Below are 17,856 nucleotides of genomic sequence, written 5' to 3'. Positions count from 1 at the left end.
GCCCGTCCCTCCGCGCACCACAGAGTTCTCCGTACCACCGTTTCCAGGGAGCTGTTGTCCATGAACCCCCAGGCCCCGGTTCGCGCCGCAGACGACGCTTGGCTCACCGTGGTGTACTACCGCTTCCGCGCCTGGAGGGGTGGCCGGCCCTTCTGGGCGGGCCTCTTCACTCTCATCGGCGGCTTTCCCATCGCGTACTTCCCCTACGCGGACCTCCGGCTGGGCAACATCACCATCGCCATGGCGACCACCGCGGGCGCGGGCTCGCTGATCATCGGCATCCTGCTGATGACCCTCGGCGTGGCCCTCTGGTTCCAGCAGGGCATCCGGGTCTTCGCCGGTGTGGCGTCGATCCTCCTCGCCCTGGTGTCCCTGCCGGTGTCCAACCTCGGCGGTTTCTTCATCGGCTTCCTGTTCTCGCTGCTCGGCGGCGCGCTCGCCCTGTCGTGGGTACCGGGCAAGCCGACCGAGCCCGAGGCCGACGGCCTGACGGACCACGAGGAGGCGTTCGCGGACGCCCCCGTGGGCGGCGTCCCCGGCCCCCGCGGCACGGAGACGGCCTACCCGAGCTACCCGAGCTACCCGAGTGAGACGACTGCCCACGCCGATGGCGGGAGGAACAGTGCGGGGTGACGAGACGCAGCAGGGCGTGGTCCCTGACGCGCAGTCCCGCGAAAGAAGGGGTCCGCGCCACGCGGCGCCCCGGAAGTCGCTGCTGAACAAGATCCAGATACCCGTCGGCAAGACGATGGCGCTGGCGGCGATGCCGACGGCCGTGTTCGTCGGGATGGGCCTCGCCCCGAAGCTGGCCCTGGCCGACGACAAGGACATCCCCTTCGCGCCCGGCCCGTGCGTGACCCGCTCCGACGAGCCCACGCCGTCGGCGTCCGCGTCGCCGTCCGACTCGGCCTCCCCCACCGCTTCCGCCTCGCCGTCGCCCGGCGCGTCCGCCTCACCCGGCGCCGGCGCCGTGCCGAAGCCCGGGCCCACTCCGTCGGCGTCGAAGCCGGCCGCGGAGGCACCGAAGTCGGTGCCGAAGCAGAGCACCCCGCAGTCCTCTTCTCCCTCGCCCTCGGCCTCCGCGCCGACGAAGCCGAAGAACCCCCTGGACCCGCTGGGTGTCGGGGACGCGCTCTCGGGCCTCGTCGGCGGACTCACCAAGCCCCTCCAGGACGCGAAGCAGCCGGCCACCCCGGCGACGCCGGCGCCCACCAAGACGGCCACGCCCACCCCCGACCCCTCCGCGGACGCGATCCGCGAGGCGGCCAAGAAGGCGGGCGCCTCGGTCCAGGAGCTGCCGCAGGACGTCAAGGACACGGCGAAGAACCCGAAGGACGAGACGGGCACGACAGGTACGAAGGGGAAGACGGCCGACGACGAGTCGACGGCCTCGCCCGCTCCGTCCGGCTCGCCCACGGCGACGAAGGACGCGGACGGGAAGGAACCCTTCCCCTGTCCGACCTACGACGCCAAGGCCCTCGCCGACGCCTCCCTGGAACAGGGCATCCCGCTGCTGCCGGACGAGCCGTGGTACCTCGACAGCTCCCTGCTGACCCTCTACGGCCTGGACTACGCGGGCATCGTGGAGGTGAAGACGGCGGGCGGCAAGACCAAGAAGGTCCTCAAGTTCACCGCGGACTCGCTGGACATCAAGGACCTCTACCAAACGGTCGGCAAGACGGGCAACGTCGCCCACCTCAAGTCCCGCCCCGGCTCGACCTCAACGATCCGCGGCGGCAAGGTGACGATGTACACCGAGAGCCTCAAGGGGAACCTCTTCGGGCTGATCCCGATCGAGTTCACCCCGAACTCCCCGCCGCCCCTGAACGTCCCCTTCGCGTTCTTCACGAACGTCAAGGTCGTCCAGGCCGGCCAGTTCGGCGGCAACCTCACGGTCCCGGGCCTGCACAACTACGTCGGCCCGCCCGAGCGGTAGCCCGACCCGTGTCGTACCCGACCGCGGCCCGCACCCCCCTTCCGGGAGGTGCGGGCCGCGGTCTTTCGTGGGCCGGCGCCCACGGTGCGCCCCGTACACCGAGGGCGGCGCCCTGCCCCCGGAGGGGTGTGGGCGCCGCCCTCGGTCTCTGTGCGGCAGAGGTGAGCGGGGTGGGTCAGGCGGCGGGGTTGCCGCCGAGGTGGTGGACGCGGACCATGTTGGTCGTGCCCGGGACGCCGGGGGGCGAGCCGGCCGTGATGATCATGGTGTCGCCGGGGTTGTGGCGGCCGAGCTTGAGCAGCTCACCGTCCACCAGGTCGACCATCGCGTCCGTGTTGTCCACGTGCGGGACGATGTAGGACTCGACGCCCCAGCTCAGCGTGAGCTGGTTGCGGGTGTTCTGGTCCGTGGTGAAGGCCAGGATCGGCTGCTGCACGCGATAGCGGGAGAGCCGCCGGGCCGTGTCGCCGGACTGGGTGAAGGCGATCAGTGCCTTGCCGCCGAGGAAGTCGGCGATCTCGCAGGCCGCGCGGGCCACCGAGCCGCCCTGGGTGCGGGGCTTCTTGCCCGGGACCAGCGGCTGGAGGCCCTTGGAGAGCAGCTCCTCCTCGGCCGCCGCGACGATCTTCGACATCGTCTTGACGGTCTCGATCGGGTAGGCGCCCACCGAGGACTCCGCCGAGAGCATGACCGCGTCCGCGCCGTCCAGGATCGCGTTGGCGACGTCGGACGCCTCCGCGCGGGTCGGGCGGGAGTTCGTGATCATCGACTCCATCATCTGGGTCGCGACGATCACCGGCTTGGCATTGCGGCGGCACATCTCGATGAGCCGCTTCTGCACCATCGGGACCTTTTCGAGCGGGTACTCGACGGCCAGGTCGCCACGGGCCACCATGACCGCGTCGAAGGCGTCCACCACGGCGGCCATGTTCTCGACGGCCTGCGGCTTCTCCACCTTGGCGATGACGGGGACCCGGCGGCCGACCTCGTCCATCACCTTGTGGACGTCCTTGACGTCGTTGGCGTCGCGCACGAAGGACAGGGCGACCATGTCGCAGCCCATCCGCAGCGCGAAGCGCAGGTCGTCGATGTCCTTCTCCGACAGGGCCGGCACGTTCACGGCCGCACCGGGCAGGTTGATGCCCTTGTGGTCCGAGATGACACCGCCCTCGATGACGATGGTCTTGACGCGCACGGCGTCGACCTCGGTCACCCGGAGCTCGACGTTGCCGTCGTTGATCAGGATCGGGTCGCCCTTGGCGACGTCGCCCGGCAGGCCCTTGTAGGTCGTGCCGCAGATGGACTTGTCGCCCGGGACGTCCTCGACGGTGATGGTGAACTCGTCACCGCGCACCAGCTCGACGGGACCCTCGGCGAAGGTCTCCAGTCGGATCTTCGGGCCCTGGAGGTCGGCGAGGACGCCGACCGCGCGCCCGGTGTCCTCGGAGACCTTCCGGACGCGGTCGTACCGCTCCTGGTGTTCTGCCTGGGATCCGTGGCTGAAGTTGAATCGGGCCACGTTCATGCCTGCCTCGATGAGCGCTTTCAGCTGCTCATACGAGTCGACGGCGGGGCCCAGCGTGCAGACGATTTTGGAACGGCGCATGGAGCGGATCCTATCGGTTTGTTTCGTAGCGGAATATTCCGTCTGGTGGAAAGTCCAAGTGACTACCGGGTAACCAGCGCGTAGACCTGAGTGGCGATCTCCAGCTCCTCATCCGTCGGGACCACGGCCACGGCGACCCGGGCGTCCTGCGCCGAGATCAGCCGCGGCCGCGACGAGCGCACCGCGTTGGCGTCCGGGTCGAGCGCCAGGCCCAGTTCGGCCAGCCCGTCCACCGCAGCTTCCCGGACCTGGTGGGCGTTCTCGCCGACCCCGGCCGTGAACGTCACCGCGTCCACCCGCCCGAGCACCGCCGAGTAGGCGCCGATGTACTTCTTCAGCCGGTGGACGTAGGTGGCGAACGCCATCGAAGCCGCCTCGTCCCCCTCGCCCGCGCGCCGCAGCACCTCGCGCATGTCGTTGTCCCCGCACATGCCCAGCAGACCGCTCTTCTTGTTCAGGAGCGAATCGATCTCATCCACCGAGAGGTCGCCTACCCGCGCCAGGTGGAAGATCACGGCCGGATCGAGGTCGCCGGACCGGGTTCCCATCACCAACCCCTCCAGGGGGGTCAGCCCCATCGACGTCTCCACGCACACCCCGCCCCGGACGGCCGAGGCCGAGGCGCCGTTGCCCAGGTGCAGCACGATCACGTTGACGTCCTCCACCGGCCTGCCCAGCAGGGCGGCCGTCGCCCGCGACACGTAGGCGTGGGACGTCCCGTGGAACCCGTACCGCCGGATGTCGTACTTCCGCGCCGTCTCGGCGTCTATCGCGTACCGGGCCGCGTACTCCGGAATCGTCGAGTGGAACGCCGTGTCGAAGACGGCCACCTGCGGGAGGTCGGCGCGCAGCGAGCGGGCCACCTCGATGCCGGTGACGTTCGCCGGGTTGTGCAGCGGGGCCAGCGGGATCAGGCTGCGGATCTCCGCCAGCACCTCGTCGTCGATCACCGTCGGCCGGGTGAACCGGGTCCCGCCGTGCACCACCCGGTGGCCCACGGCGGCGAGTTCGGGGGAGTCCAGCCCCGTCCCGTCGGCGGCCAGCTCCGCCGCGACCGCCTTCAGCGCGACCTCGTGGTCGGCGATCGCCCCGACGCGTTCCCGCTTGCCCCCCTCGGCGCCGGGTCCGGTCAGCGGCTCGTGCACGAGCCGGGACCGCCCCTCGCCGATCCGCTCGACCAGGCCCACCGCGAGGCGGGAGGAGTCGGCCATGTCGAGGAGCTGGTACTTGAGCGAGGAGGAGCCGGAGTTGAGGACGAGGATGCGTGATGCGGTCACAGGTGCGGATGCCTTCTCTGGTGAGGGTGGTGGAAGGGGGACGTACGGGCCGGCCGACGGCGGCGGCTACGGCCGGGACGGCGAGGGGGCGGGCGACTGGGCCTGGATCGCGGTGATCGCCACCGTCGTGACGATGTCCTGGACCAGGGCCCCGCGCGACAGGTCGTTGACCGGCTTGCGCAGCCCCTGGAGCACCGGACCGACCGCCACGGCGCCCGCCGAGCGCTGGACGGCCTTGTACGTGTTGTTGCCCGTGTTGAGGTCCGGGAAGATCAGCACGCTCGCCCGTCCGGCCACCTCCGACCCCGGCAGCTTCGTCGCGGCGACGGAGGGCTCGACCGCGGCGTCGTACTGGATCGGCCCCTCGATCAGCAGGTCGGGCCGCTGCTCGCGGACGATCTCGGTGGCCTTGCGGACCTTCTCCACGTCCGCGCCGGTGCCGGACGTGCCGGTGGAGTACGAGAGCATCGCGATCCGCGGCTCGACACCGAAGGCGGCGGCGGTGGCGGCGGACTGGACGGCGATGTCGGCGAGCTGCTCCGCGCCCGGGTCCGGGTTGACCGCGCAGTCCCCGTAGACCAGCACCTGGTCGGCCAGGCACATGAAGAAGACGGAGGAGACGATGGACGCCTCCGGCTTGGTCTTGATGATCTCGAAGGCGGGGCGGATGGTCGCGGCGGTGGAGTGGACGGCGCCGGAGACCATGCCGTCGGCCAGGCCCTCCTGGACCATCAGGGTGCCGAAGTAGTTGACGTCGGTGACCACGTCGTTGGCCAGCTCGACGGTCATGCCCTTGTGGGCGCGGGCCTGGGCGTAGTACTCGGCGAAACGTTCCCGCAGCGGGGAGGTGGCCGGGTCGATCAGCTGGGCGCCGGAGATGTCGATGCCCAGGTCGGCGGCCTTCTTGAGGATCGCCGGCTCCTCGCCGAGCAGGGTCAGGTCGCAGACCCCGCGCCGCAGCACCACGTCCGCGGCGCGCAGCACGCGCTCCTCGGTGCCCTCGGGCAGCACGACCCGGCGGCGCTCGGAGCGGGCGCGCTCCAGCAGCTCGTTCTCGAACATCATCGGCGTGACCCGCTCGGAGCGGGCCACCGACAGCAGGTCGCGCAGCTCGGCGGTGTCCACGTGCCGCTCGAACAGGCCGAGCGCGGTCTCCAGCTTGCGCGGGGTGGCGGAGTTCAAACGGCTCTGGAGCGAGAAGAGTTCCGCGGCGGTGGGGAAGCTGTTGCCGGCCACCGACACCACGGGCGTACCGGGCGCCAGCTTCGAGGCCAGCGTCAGGATGTCCCGGCCCGGGCGTTCGTTGAGCGTCAGCAGGATCCCGGCGATCGGCGGGGTGCCGGAGGTGTGCGCGGCCAGCGCGCCGATCACCAGGTCGGAGCGGTCCCCGGGGGTGACGACCAGGCAGCCGGGGGTCAGCGCGCCCAGGAAGTTCGGCAGCATCGCGCCGCCGAAGACGAAGTCGAGGGCGTCGCGCGCCAGCCCGGCGTCGTCCCCCAGCAGCACCTCGCCGCCGAGCGCCCGGGTGATCTCGGCGACCGTCGGGGCGGAGAGGGACTTCTCGTCGGGCAGCACGTAGCAGGGCACGGGCAGGCGGGCGGCCAGCCACTCGGCTATGACGTCCCGGTCCTCGGCGGCGACCCGGTTGACCGCCATCGCGACCACGTGACAGCCCAGGCCCTCGTACGCCCGGTAGGCGTTGCGGGCCTCCGCGCGGACGGCCTCGGCGGAGTGCTTCGTACCGCCCACCACGGGCACCACCACGGCCCCCAGCTCGTTGGCGAGGCGGGCGTTCAGCGCGAGCTCGTCCGGCAGGTTCGTGTCGGCGTAGTCGGTGCCGAGCACCAGCATGACCTCGTAGTCGCGGGCCACCCGGTGGTAGCGGTCGACGAGCCGCGAGACCAGCTCGTCCGTTCCCTTCTCGGCGAGGACGGCCGACGCCTCCTGGTACTCCATGCCGTGCGCGGACGCCGCGTCCTGGTCTATCCGGTACCGGGCCTTCAGGAGGTCGAAGAGCCGGTCGGGACCGTCGTGCAGCAGCGGACGGTAGACGCCCACCCGGCCCGTCTGCCGGGCCAGCAGCTCCATGATCCCCAGCTCGACGACCTGTCGGCCGTCCCCCCGCTCGATACCGGTCACGTACACGCTGCGCGTCACGCGTGCTCTCCGTCCATGTGTCGCCCCCGGGGCGGCTCAGACGGCCCCCGGCGGATCTCCGAGTCGGTTGTCCCAGTTGGTGTGGGCTTGACCTCTTGACAATACCTCTGCGTGTAGCTAAGGCGCAGGCCGGGAAAGGGCCCGGCCGGGAGGGCCGAAAGACCCGACGGGGCCGGGGGCGCGATGAGCGCCTCCCCCCGCCCGCGTGGAAGAATCGGACAAGGCTTCAGTAATACGTCCTTCACATGTACGGCCGTCCGCCCGCACGCGTACGGCCAGGTACGACCAGGAGCAGGAGACACAGCACGATGCGTATCGGAGTTCTCACCGCAGGCGGCGACTGCCCGGGGCTGAACGCCGTCATCCGTTCGGTCGTACACCGCGCGCTGGTCGGACACGGGGACGAAGTCATCGGCTTCGAGGACGGCTTCAAGGGTCTGCTCGACGGCCACTACCGCCCCCTGGACATCAACGCGGTCAGCGGCATCCTGGCCCGCGGCGGGACCATCCTCGGTTCGGCCCGCATGGAGCGCGCCCGACTGCACGAAGCCGCCGAGCACGCGCAGGAATTGTCCACGCGGTACGGTCTGGACGCGCTGATCCCGATCGGCGGCGAGGGCACGCTGACCGCCGCCCGGATGCTCGCGGACGCCGGGATGCCGGTCGTCGGGGTACCGAAGACCATCGACAACGACATCTCCTCCACCGACCGCACCTTCGGGTTCGACACCGCCGTGATGGTCGCCACCGAGGCCATCGACCGCCTCAAGACCACCGCCGAGTCCCACCAGCGGGTCATGGTGGTCGAGGTCATGGGCCGGCACGCCGGCTGGATCGCCCTGGAGTCCGGCATGGCCGGCGGCGCCCACGGGATCTGCCTGCCGGAGCGCCCGTTCGAGGTGGACGCCCTGGTGAAGATGGTGGAGGAACGCTTCTCCCGTGGCAAGAAGTTCGCGGTCGTCTGCGTCGCCGAGGGCGCGCACCCGGCCGAGGGTTCCATGCCGTACGAGAAGGGCGCCATCGACGCGTACGGGCACGAGCGCTTCGCGGGCATCGGCAACCGCCTGGCCGTCGAGCTGGAACACCGCCTGGGCAAGGAGGCCCGCCCGGTCATCCTCGGCCACGTCCAGCGCGGCGGCACGCCGACGGCGTACGACCGCGTCCTCGCGACCCGGTTCGGCTGGCACGCCGTCGAGGCCGTGCACCGCGGCGACTTCGGCAACATGACCGCCCTGCGCGGCACCGACATCGTGATGGCCCCGCTGGCCTCGGCCGTCACCGAGCTCAAGCGGGTCCCCGACCACCGGATGTACGAGGCCGAGTCGGTCTTCTGACGGCGCGGACCGCAGGGGAAGAGGGGCGGGGGCAGGGGACGGGCGCGGGGGCGGTGGGAACACGCGCGGCGTCCTACCCGGCGCCCCCGGCCACCGCCCAGAACCGGTCCACGATCTCCGCGAGGTACTCCCGGCCGGCGTCCCCCGTCGCCCCCGCGCCCCCGCCGCCACCCCAGCTCAGGGTGGCGACCATCCGCGACTGGTACTCGCCGTGCATCTTCTCCAGCACCCGGTCCAGGTTCGCCCGGGGTACCGGCAACAGCTTCGCGAGCGGCTTCCCGTACGCCTGCCAGCGCGTGGTCACCGCGCTGCGCAGCATCTCGGCCAGCTCCTGCTCCTTGCCGGTCGCCGTCACGAACTGGGCCAGCGTCAGTCCCAGTGTCGCGGCGAGGGCGGCCGACTGTCGCTCGTTGCCCTTCCAGCGGCCGGAGTCCTCCATCTTCTGGTACGCGTTCGTATCCAGTCCGATCCGCCGGGCCAGGTCGTCGGGGGCCAGACCACGGGCGATCCGGTGCTCCCTCAAGGTCACGGGCTCGGCGAGCAGTTCGCCGGGGGCGCACCACAGCACGCCGGCGAGCGCCGTGAGTTCGGCGGACGAGGGCGAGATCTCGCCGCGCTCCCACGCCATCACGGTCTCGGGCGCGACCGTCAGGCCGTACTGGGCGCGCAGGCCGTAGGCGACATGACCGGGAGCCATGCCCAGGGCCGCGCGGAGACGACGCGCGGCGGGGGCATTGAAAGGGGGGCTGGAATGCACAGGCCACACGGTAGGAGTCACCAAGGGGTGGCGACTACAGACCATTCAAACAAGCCCATAACTCGTAGGAATGTCCTATGGAGTTCGGCGCTTTGGGCGGGTTTCCCGGCGACCGTCCGGTAATCGGAGCGGGTAAAGATCCAATTTCAGCGTACGGATCAGGCCACTCGATTTCAGCGGTATCGGAACAACGGACGAGTGATACCCGTCACAGGTCGTGAACCGGCCGACGCTCTCCTGCGTGATCCATACCGGGGCCCTCGCATACGGGGGTGGCGAGGGCCCCGAAGGCCCCTTGCCCTGACGTCGGCGTCAAGGCTTACGGTCTCGGCATGCGAATCGGTGAACTGGCGGAACGGGCCGGAACCAGCACGCGGACCCTGCGCTACTACGAGGCCCGCGGCCTCCTCCCGGCGCGGCGCGGTGCCAACGGCCACCGCACCTACGACGAGGACGACCTGCGCCTGCTGCGCCAGATCCGGGTGCTCCAGGACTTCGGCTTCGAGCTTGAGGAGACCCGGCCCTTCGTCGACTGCCTGCGCGCCGGCCACCCCGCGGGGGACTCCTGTCCGGCCTCCCTCGCCGTCTACCGGCGCAAGCTCGCCGAGCTCGACGAGCTGATCGGCCGGCTGGCCGACGTGCGCGAACAGGTCGCGCGGCAGCTGACCGACGCCGAGGCCGCCGCCGGGGGGACCGATCGGCCCGCGTGCGAGCTGAACCCGTAAGGGATCGACGCGGACGGCGGCCCCACCACCGTCACCGGTACGGGGTGCCGGCCGCGCCGACCGTACTCGTCCGACCGTTACGGCCTGAGCCAGATCGTCGCCATCGGCGGCAGCGTGAGGCGCAGGCTCACCGGGCGGCCCTGGGCCGGGACCGGCTCGGGGCGCATCGGTTGCAGGTGACGCACCCCGCTGCCGCCGTACGCCTCGGAGTCGGTGTTGAGCACCTCGTGCCACTGCGCCACCTGCTCCGGCACCCCGATCCGGTAACCGTGCCGCACCACCGGGCAGAAGTTGGACACCGCGAGGAGCGGCGAGCCGTCCTCGGCGTACCGCAGGAACGCGAAGACGTTGTCGTCCGTCGCGTCCGCCTCCACCCAGGCGAAGCCCTCCGGCACGGTGTCCCGCTCCCACAGCGCGGGCGTCGCCGTATACGTGTGGTTCAGGTCACGCACGAGGTCGCGCACCCCCCGGTGGTCACCGGCCGCCGAGTACCCCGGGTCCACCAGCCACCAGTCCGGCCCGTGCTCCTCCGACCACTCCGCGCCCTGGGCGAACTCCTGCCCCATGAACAGCAGTTGCTTGCCCGGGTGGGCCCACATGAAGCCCAGGTACGCGCGGTGCGAGGCCCGCTGCTGCCACCAGTCGCCGGGCATCTTCGACACCAGCGCCCGCTTGCCGTGCACCACCTCGTCGTGCGAGATCGGCAGCACGTAGTTCTCGCTGTACGCGTAGATCATCCCGAAGGTCATGTCGTGGTGGTGGTACTTGCGGTGCACCGGCTCCTTGGCCATGTAGCGCAGCGTGTCGTGCATCCAGCCCATGTTCCACTTGAGGCCGAAGCCCAGACCGCCCGCGTCCGTGGGCCGGGTCACCCCCTCCCAGGCCGTGGACTCCTCCGCGATCGTCACCACCCCCGGGCAGCGCCGGTAGACGGTCGCGTTCATCTCCTGGAGCAGCGCCACCGCGTCCCAGTTCTCCCGGCCGCCGTGCTCGTTCGGGACCCACTGGCCCTCGTCGCGCGAGTAGTCGAGGTAGAGCATCGAGGCCACCGCGTCCACCCGCAGCCCGTCGATGTGGAACTCCTGGCACCAGTACACCGCGTTGGCGACGAGGAAGTTGCGCACCTCCTTGCGCCCGTAGTCGAACTCCAGCGTTCCCCAGTCCGGGTGGGCGGCCCGCCGCGGGTCGTGGTGCTCGTACAGCGGCCGGCCGTCGAACTCCGCCAGCGCCCACTCGTCGCGCGGGAAGTGCGCCGGCACCCAGTCGACGATGACGCCGATCCCGGCCCGGTGCAGCGAGTCCACGAGGAACCGGAAGTCGTCCGGGGTGCCCATCCGCGAGGTCGGCGCGTAGTAGCCGGTGACCTGGTAGCCCCAGGAGCCGCCGAAGGGGTGCTCGGCGACGGGCATCAGCTCCACGTGCGTGAAGCCGAGTTCCCGCACGTATGCCGGGAGCTGCTCGGCGAGCTCGCGGTAGGACAGCCCCGGCCGCCAGGACGCCAGGTGCACTTCGTAGATCGACAGGGGCGCCAGGTGCGCCGGCCGGGCGCCGCGCGTGGCCATCCACTCGGCGTCCTGCCACGCGTAGTGGGAGTCGGTGACGACCGAGGCGGTGGCCGGCGGGACCTCGGCGTACCGCGCCATGGGGTCGGCCCGAACCGTGTGGCCGCCGTCGGGGCGGGTGATGTCGTACTTGTAGAGGGTGCCCTCGCCGATCCCCGGCAGGAACAGCTCCCACACCCCCGTCGAACCGAGCGAGCGCATCGGGTAGGCGCCCGAGTCCCAGTACGAGAAGTCGCCCGTGACCCGCACGCCCTGCGCGTTCGGCGCCCACACCGTGAAGCGGGTGCCGGACACGCCCTGGTGTTCCATGACGCGGGAGCCGAGGGCCGTCCACAGCTCCTCGTGCCGGCCCTCGCCGATCAGGTGCAGGTCCAGCTCGCCCAGCGCCGGGAGGAACCGGTAGGGGTCGTGGACCTCGATCTCGTCGCCGTCGTACCCGACCAGCAGGCGGTACTCCGGCACCTCGGGCAGCGGCAGCAGCCCGGAGAACAGCCCGTCCCCGTCGTCGTGGAGCTCGGCCCGCAGCCCCTCGGCGACCACGGTGACGGATCTCGCGTACGGGCGCAGCGCGCGGAAGGTGACCCCGCCCGGCTCGGGGCGGGCCCCCAGCACGGCGTGCGGATCGTGGTGGCGGCCCTCCAGCAGCCGGGCCCGTTCCCCGGCGTCGAGCGCGGGGGCGGGGGCGGCGGCGACGCCCCGGGGCGCGGCGGGCCGCCGGGCCCGTGGCGTACGGGCCTTCGGCGCCGGCTCGGGTGCGGTGGCCGATTTGTCGCGGACGGTCGATGACGGCTGTCGTGCGGCGCTCACGCGAGCGGCCTCCTCGGGGGCTTCGGGCGGGGTTGGGGATGGGCGGCGGCGCCCGGGGCCGGCGGCAGCCGGTGGGCCGGTCGCTGCGGCTCCGAGAGCCGTCGGATCGCCGCCATCGGGACGTGCAGCCAGTCGGGGCGGTGCCGGGACTCGTAGCGGGCCTCGTACACGGCCTTGTCGGTCTCGTACGCGCGCAGCAGGACGGGGTCCTCGCGCGGGTCGCGCCCGGTGGTGCGGGCGTAGCCCTCGCAGAACGCGGCCCGGCAGTCGTCGGCCCACGCGGGGGCGAACGGCCGGTGCGAGCGGGCGGCGTAGTCGAAGGAACGCAGTATCCCGGCGATGTCGCGCACCGCCGGTTCGGGACGGCGGCGGTCGGCCAGCGGCCGGGCCGGTTCGCCCTCGAAGTCGATCAGTGCCCAACTCCCGTCGGGCGTCCGCAGGGTCTGCCCCAGGTGCAGGTCCCCGTGGATGCGCTGGACGGCGACCCCGGCGCCCCGGGAGGCGGCCAGCGCGTCGAACGCCCCGCGCAGCCCCGCCTCGTAGGGCAGCAGCGCGGGCACCTCCCGGGCGGTGGCGGCCAGCCGGGCCGTCATCCCGGCGGCGAGCCGGGCGGTCTGCTCCGGGTCCAGCGCCAGGGTGGGCAGGGCGTCGGCGAGCGCGCTGTGCACCTCGGCGGTGGCCCGGCCCAGCGCGTGCGCCTCGGCGGTGAAGTCGGCCCCCGCGCCGAGCCGGCGCAGCGCGAGCTGCCACCCGTCGTCGGAGCCGCGCAGGTACGGCTGGAGCACGCCCAGGGTCAGCGGTTCGGAACCGGGCAGCTCGGCCTCATACCAGGCGACGGGCGCGGGCACCCGCGCACAGCCGACGGCGGCCAGCGCCCGGGGCAGCTCCAGGTCAGGGTTGACTCCGGGCCCGACCCGGCGGAACACCTTGAGGATGTGCGAATCGCCGTAGATCAGCGAGGAGTTGGTCTGCTCGCCGGAGAGCGGCCGGGGCGCGGGCGCCGCCGGGATCATCGCGTGCGGGTCCCGCTCGAAGCGCAGCGGGCCCAACGCGCCCGGGGAGCGCAATCGTTCCAGCAACAGCGCCGCGAGCCGCGGATCGCCGAGGCCTTCGTACACGGCGTGCCCGGCGTACGGGCCCTGTTCGGCGTACCCGATCAGCGCGGGAGCCAGCCCCGGGGGCAGGTTGGGGCGGACCCCGAGCAGCAACTGGTAGCAGTCCGAACTGCCTTCGGCGTCCACCCCGACGAGCAGGTGGAGCAGGCCGGGCGAGGCGCCGGGCGGCAGCAGTTCGACGGCCGAGACCAGCCGGAGCCGGGTGATGGGGCGTCCCTTGCCGGCGAACCAGCGCTGTCTCGGCAGCCAGGCTCGCAGCATGGGCTCCAGCGGTCCGAGCGGGACTCCGGCCAGGCTTCCCTGGCGGCTCCGGGCGGATGCAGCCTCCGACATGGCGTCGCGTCCTTTCCCCGGGCCGTCACAGAATGCGCAGAGTGTCCCGGATGGCGATGGTTGCTGTCCGGCGGTGGGCGAGTGTCGGGTCAGGATGATCCGTACAGGGGCGGGCGATTGACCCATTCGCGCGCCCGCCCCGTACCGCCGTTACCCGCTATTCGAAGCCGGACTACTCACTGCGCAGGCGGAACCACAGAAAGCCGTGGCCCGCGAGCGTGAGCAGGTACGGCCACTCGCCGATCGGCGGGAACCGCACATCGCCCGTGAGTTCCACGGGCACCCGCCCGTTGAACGAGCGCAGGTCCAGCTCGGTGGGCTGGGCGAAGCGCGAGAAGTTGTGCACACAGAGCACCAGGTCGTCCCCGTACTCGCGCAGGAAGGCGAGCACCGCCGGGTTGGTCGACGGCAGTTCGGTGTACGACCCCAGCCCGAAGGCGGGGTTCGCCTTGCGGACTTCGATGAGCCGGCGCGTCCAGTGCAGGAGCGAGGAGGGCGATGCCATCGCCGCCTCGACACTGGTGACCTGGTACCCGTAGACCGGGTCCATGATGACCGGCAGGTTCAGCCTGCCCGGATCGCAGGAGGAGAAACCGGCGTTGCGGTCCGGGGTCCACTGCATGGGCGTGCGCACGCCGTCGCGGTCGCCGAGCCAGATGTTGTCGCCCATGCCGATCTCGTCGCCGTAGTAGAGCACCGGCGAGCCGGGCAGCGACAGGAGCAGGGCGGTGAACAGCTCCATCTGGTTGCGGTCGTTGTCGAGGAGCGGGGCGAGCCTGCGCCGGATGCCGATGTTGGCCCGCATCCGCGGGTCCTTGGCGTACTCGGAGTACATGTAGTCGCGCTCTTCGTCCGTGACCATTTCGAGGGTGAGCTCGTCGTGGTTGCGCAGGAAGATGCCCCACTGGCAGCGGTCCGGGATCGCCGGGGTCTTGGCCAGGATCTCGGAGACGGGGTACCTGGACTCTCTTCGCACCGCCATGAAGATGCGCGGCATGACGGGGAAGTGGAACGCCATGTGGCACTCGTCCCCGCCCTTGGTGAAGTCGCCGAAGTAGTCGACGACGTCCTCGGGCCACTGGTTGGCCTCGGCGAGCAGGACGGTGTCGGGGTAGTGCGCGTCGATCTCGGCCCGGACCCGCTTGAGGAGGGCGTGGGTGCGCGGGAGGTTCTCGCAGTTGGTGCCCTCCTCGGCGAACAGGTAGGGCACGGCGTCGAGGCGGAAGCCGTCGATGCCGAGGTCCAGCCAGAAGCGCAGCGCCGAGATGATCTCCTCGACGACGGCCGGGTTCTCGTAGTTCAGGTCCGGCTGGTGCGAGAAGAAGCGGTGCCAGTAGTACTGCTTGCGCAGCGGGTCGTACGTCCAGTTGGAGGTCTCGGTGTCGACGAAGATGATGCGGGCGTCCTGGTACTGCTTGTCGTTGTCGGCCCACATGTAGTAGTCGCCGTACGGTCCGTCAGGGTCCTTGCGCGACTGCTGGAACCACTCGTGCTGGTCGCTGGTGTGGTTCATGACGAAGTCGATGATCACCCGCATACCGCGTTGGTGGGCGGCGTCCACGAACTCCACGAAGTCGGCGAGGTCGCCGAACTCCGGCAGGACGGAGGTGTAGTCGGAGACGTCGTAGCCCCCGTCGCGCAGCGGGGAGGCGAAGAACGGCGGAAGCCAGAGGCAGTCCACGCCCAGCCACTGGAGGTAGTCGAGTTTGGAGGTGAGGCCCTGTAGGTCGCCCACGCCGTCGCCGTTGCTGTCCTGGAACGAGCGGACGAGGACTTCGTAGAAGACCGCCCGCTTGAACCAGTCGGGGTCGCGGTCCTTGGCGGGGGTGTCCTCGAACGTGTCGTGGACGGGATCGTTGATCATCATGTGATGGGTGACCCTCCGGTGGGCGGGGACGGTCGCAGAGCGGCCAGTACGTGCGCGGGCGTCCGACCCGGCTCTAGGCGCACGTAGTTCGCCCTGCCCCAGTGATAGGTCTCGCCGGTGAGCTCGTCGCGCACCGCGAGGGACCCGTGCCAGTCGAGGCCGAGTACCGGCATGTCCAACGAGACGGTCGCCTCCTGGGTGTGGTGCGGATCGAGGTTGACGACCACCAGTACGGAATTGGCCCCGGAGTGCTTCGAATAGGCGATCACCTGTTCGTTGTCGGTCGAATGGAAGTGGAGGTCGCGCAGCTGCTGGAGGGCGGGGTTGCGGCGGCGGACCCGGTTCAGGGTGGTGATCAGCGGGGCGATGGTGCGGCCCTCGCGGTCGGCGGCGGCCCAGTCGCGTGGCCGGAACTCGTACTTCTCGGAGTTCAGGTACTCCTCGCTGCCCGGCTTGACCGGCTCGTTCTCGCACAGCTCGTACCCGGCGTAGATCCCCCAGGTGGGGGAGAGGGTGGCGGCGAGCACCGCCCGCACCTCGAAGGCGGGACGTCCGCCGTGCTGAAGGTACTCGTGCAGGATGTCCGGCGTGTTGACGAAGAAATTCGGCCGCATGACGGCGGCGGAACGGTCGTCGGTGAGCTCGGTCAGGTACTCGGTCAGCTCCGCCTTGGTGTTGCGCCAGGTGAAGTACGTGTAGGACTGCTGGAAGCCCACGGAGGCCAGGGCGCGCATCATCGCGGGGCGGGTGAACGCTTCCGCCAGGAAGATCACGTCCGGGTCGGTCTTGTTGATGTCCGCGATCACCTTCTGCCAGAAGACGACGGGTTTGGTGTGCGGGTTGTCGACGCGGAAGATCCGGACGCCGTGGTCCATCCAGTGCCGAAGGATCCTGACCGTTTCCTCGACGATGCCGGCCATGTCGGTGTCGAAGTGGATCGGGTAGATGTCCTGGTACTTCTTCGGCGGGTTCTCGGCGTACGCGATCGTCCCGTCCGCCCGGTGGCGGAACCACTCCGGCCGCTTCTCCACCCACGGGTGGTCGGGCGAGCACTGGAGCGCGAAGTCGAGGGCGATCTCCATCCGCAGCTCCCGGGCCCGGGCCACGAACGCGTCGAAGTCCTCGATCGTGCCCAGCTCGGGGTGGACGGCGTCGTGCCCGCCCTCGGTGGACCCGATGGCCCATGGCACGCCCGGGTCCCAACTGCGCGCCGAGAGCGTGTTGTTCGGGCCCTTGCGCCAGGTGCTGCCGATGGGGTGGATGGGTGGGAGGTACACGACGTCGAAGCCCATCGCGGCGATCGCGGGCAACCGCTCGGCGGCGGTCCGGAAGGTCCCGCTCACCGGGGCCGAGCCCGGCTCCACCACGGCTCCCTCGGACCGGGGGAACATCTCGTACCAGGAGCCGAAGAGGGCGCGCTTGCGCTCGACGAGCAGCGGCAGCGGCTTCGCGGCGCTGACCAGCTCCCGGTACGGGCGCCGGGCGAAGGCCTCGGTCACCGGCGCCGCGAGGGCGGCCGCGTACCGCACCGAGACCTCCCGATCCTCGTCGCGCATCGCCTCGGCGGCGGCCAGTACGTGCGCCCGCCCGTCCTTCTTGGGGATCTTGCCGCCGGCGCGCGCGTACAGCTCCGCGCCCTCCAGCAGCATCAGCCCCGTGTCGATGCCCGCGGGGATCTTGATGGCGGCGTGCGCCCGCCAGGTCGCGATCGGGTCGCTCCACGCCTCGACGGTGTACGTCCACCGCCCCTCGGTGTCGGCGCAGACCCGCGCCCCCCACCGGTCCGTACCGGGGGCCAGCTCGTACATGGGCACGGGCGGCCGCAGCCGTCCGCTCGGATCTCGCAGCACGACGTGGGCCGACACCGCGTCGTGGCCCTCGCGAAACACGGTGGCCGAGATCCGGAAGACCTCGTCCACGACCGCCTTGGCGGGTCTGGCGCCGCAGTCGACGGCAGGGCGGACGTCCAGCACGGGAATGCGACCGATCATGATGGGATCACCTGGAGGCAGTTCGCGGGGCTCGGTGGCAACGGTCCGGCTGACGGGGCAGCCGGCAGTGCACGCTCTGTTCGCTCTGTTTCTAGCCGTTCAGAAGACGGCTGGGCTGCGGGCATGGCCGCTCCTGTCCGCGTTCACTCGGGTGGCGGGAGGTGGTGGGCGGTGTGCGCCGTGCGTGTACCCGGGGAGCCCTTCCCACTCTCGTCCCGCCCAATCCGCGTGCTTGGTTAACTACTCGTACGTAGTGGCACGCCGATAACCAAGCCCCGGCTCGACATTCACCGAGGCTCCGTCAAGTCGGCTGAGGACTCCCGGACCTACACCGGTATACCGCGTTCGCGGCCCGCGCGCCCGTCGGCGCCGTGGCGGTGCGAGCCGGT

At 71.0% G+C, this 17,856-nt stretch carries 12 protein-coding genes; 4 read left to right on the top strand and 8 right to left on the bottom strand.

The genetic code is table 11. The features are described 5' to 3' along the window. Window positions 1-60: 60 nt before the first annotated feature. On the top strand, window positions 61-633 hold the full coding sequence (locus tag ACFVXJ_RS19160; RefSeq protein WP_389663048.1) for a DUF6114 domain-containing protein: 573 nt from the start codon (window positions 61-63) through the stop codon (window positions 631-633). Further along, complete coding sequence (locus ACFVXJ_RS19155) at window positions 623-1,936, top strand: hypothetical protein (RefSeq protein WP_389663046.1); 1,314 nt, start codon at window positions 623-625, stop codon at window positions 1,934-1,936. The genes ACFVXJ_RS19160 and ACFVXJ_RS19155 overlap by 11 nt, the downstream gene beginning before the upstream one ends. A 175-nt stretch (window positions 1,937-2,111) precedes the next feature. Here ACFVXJ_RS19155 and pyk read toward each other — a convergent pair whose 3' ends face one another. The 3 genes from pyk to pta form a co-directional block, all read right to left on the bottom strand. Then, a complete protein-coding gene (gene pyk, locus ACFVXJ_RS19150; protein ID WP_389663044.1) occupies window positions 2,112-3,542 on the bottom strand; it encodes a pyruvate kinase in 1,431 nt (476 codons plus the stop codon). A gap of 62 nt (window positions 3,543-3,604) precedes the next feature. Continuing rightward, window positions 3,605-4,819 (bottom strand): acetate kinase, encoded by a 1,215-nt coding sequence (locus ACFVXJ_RS19145; protein ID WP_389663043.1) that lies wholly within the window; start codon window positions 4,817-4,819, stop codon window positions 3,605-3,607. A 66-nt stretch (window positions 4,820-4,885) separates the two neighbouring features. Continuing rightward, window positions 4,886-6,976, bottom strand: a complete 2,091-nt coding sequence (gene pta / locus ACFVXJ_RS19140; RefSeq protein ID WP_389663041.1) for a phosphate acetyltransferase — start codon at window positions 6,974-6,976, stop codon at window positions 4,886-4,888. Window positions 6,977-7,284: 308 nt separating this feature from the next. On the opposite strand from pta, the gene ACFVXJ_RS19135 reads away from it, so the two are divergent. Continuing rightward, on the top strand, window positions 7,285-8,310 hold the full coding sequence (locus ACFVXJ_RS19135) for an ATP-dependent 6-phosphofructokinase (RefSeq protein WP_136214478.1): 1,026 nt from the start codon (window positions 7,285-7,287) through the stop codon (window positions 8,308-8,310). A 73-nt stretch (window positions 8,311-8,383) separates the two neighbouring features. On the opposite strand, the gene ACFVXJ_RS19130 is transcribed toward ACFVXJ_RS19135, so the two are convergent. Next, on the bottom strand, window positions 8,384-9,112 hold the full coding sequence (locus ACFVXJ_RS19130; RefSeq protein WP_389663039.1) for an XRE family transcriptional regulator: 729 nt from the start codon (window positions 9,110-9,112) through the stop codon (window positions 8,384-8,386). Window positions 9,113-9,399: 287 nt separating this feature from the next. On the opposite strand from ACFVXJ_RS19130, the gene ACFVXJ_RS19125 reads away from it, so the two are divergent. Continuing rightward, window positions 9,400-9,792, top strand: coding sequence for a MerR family transcriptional regulator (locus tag ACFVXJ_RS19125; RefSeq protein ID WP_389663037.1), 393 nt, complete (start codon window positions 9,400-9,402; stop codon window positions 9,790-9,792). 77 nt (window positions 9,793-9,869) lie between these two features. Here the strand turns inward: ACFVXJ_RS19125 and glgB are convergent, their stop codons facing one another. From glgB to ACFVXJ_RS19105, 4 genes are all read right to left on the bottom strand, one after another. Next, window positions 9,870-12,161 carry a 1,4-alpha-glucan branching enzyme gene (gene glgB / locus ACFVXJ_RS19120; RefSeq protein ID WP_389663035.1) on the bottom strand — a complete coding sequence of 764 codons (2,292 nt, stop codon included), beginning with the start codon at window positions 12,159-12,161 and terminating at the stop codon, window positions 9,870-9,872. After that, entirely contained in the window at window positions 12,158-13,609 is a 1,452-nt protein-coding gene (locus ACFVXJ_RS19115) for a maltokinase (protein WP_389663034.1), read from the bottom strand. The genes glgB and ACFVXJ_RS19115 overlap by 4 nt, the downstream gene beginning before the upstream one ends. 172 nt (window positions 13,610-13,781) lie before the next feature. Then, on the bottom strand, window positions 13,782-15,476 hold the full coding sequence (gene treS / locus ACFVXJ_RS19110) for a maltose alpha-D-glucosyltransferase (protein ID WP_389663032.1): 1,695 nt from the start codon (window positions 15,474-15,476) through the stop codon (window positions 13,782-13,784). Beyond that, window positions 15,473-17,467, bottom strand: a complete 1,995-nt coding sequence (locus tag ACFVXJ_RS19105) for a maltotransferase domain-containing protein (RefSeq protein WP_389663030.1) — start codon at window positions 17,465-17,467, stop codon at window positions 15,473-15,475. The genes treS and ACFVXJ_RS19105 overlap by 4 nt, the downstream gene beginning before the upstream one ends. Window positions 17,468-17,856 lie beyond the last annotated feature (389 nt).

The organism is Streptomyces sp. NPDC058279 (assembly GCF_042881255.1).
In the GTDB taxonomy this organism is placed as follows: Bacteria; Actinomycetota; Actinomycetes; order Streptomycetales; family Streptomycetaceae; genus Streptomyces.
This window is presented reverse-complemented; position numbering and strand designations above follow the sequence as displayed.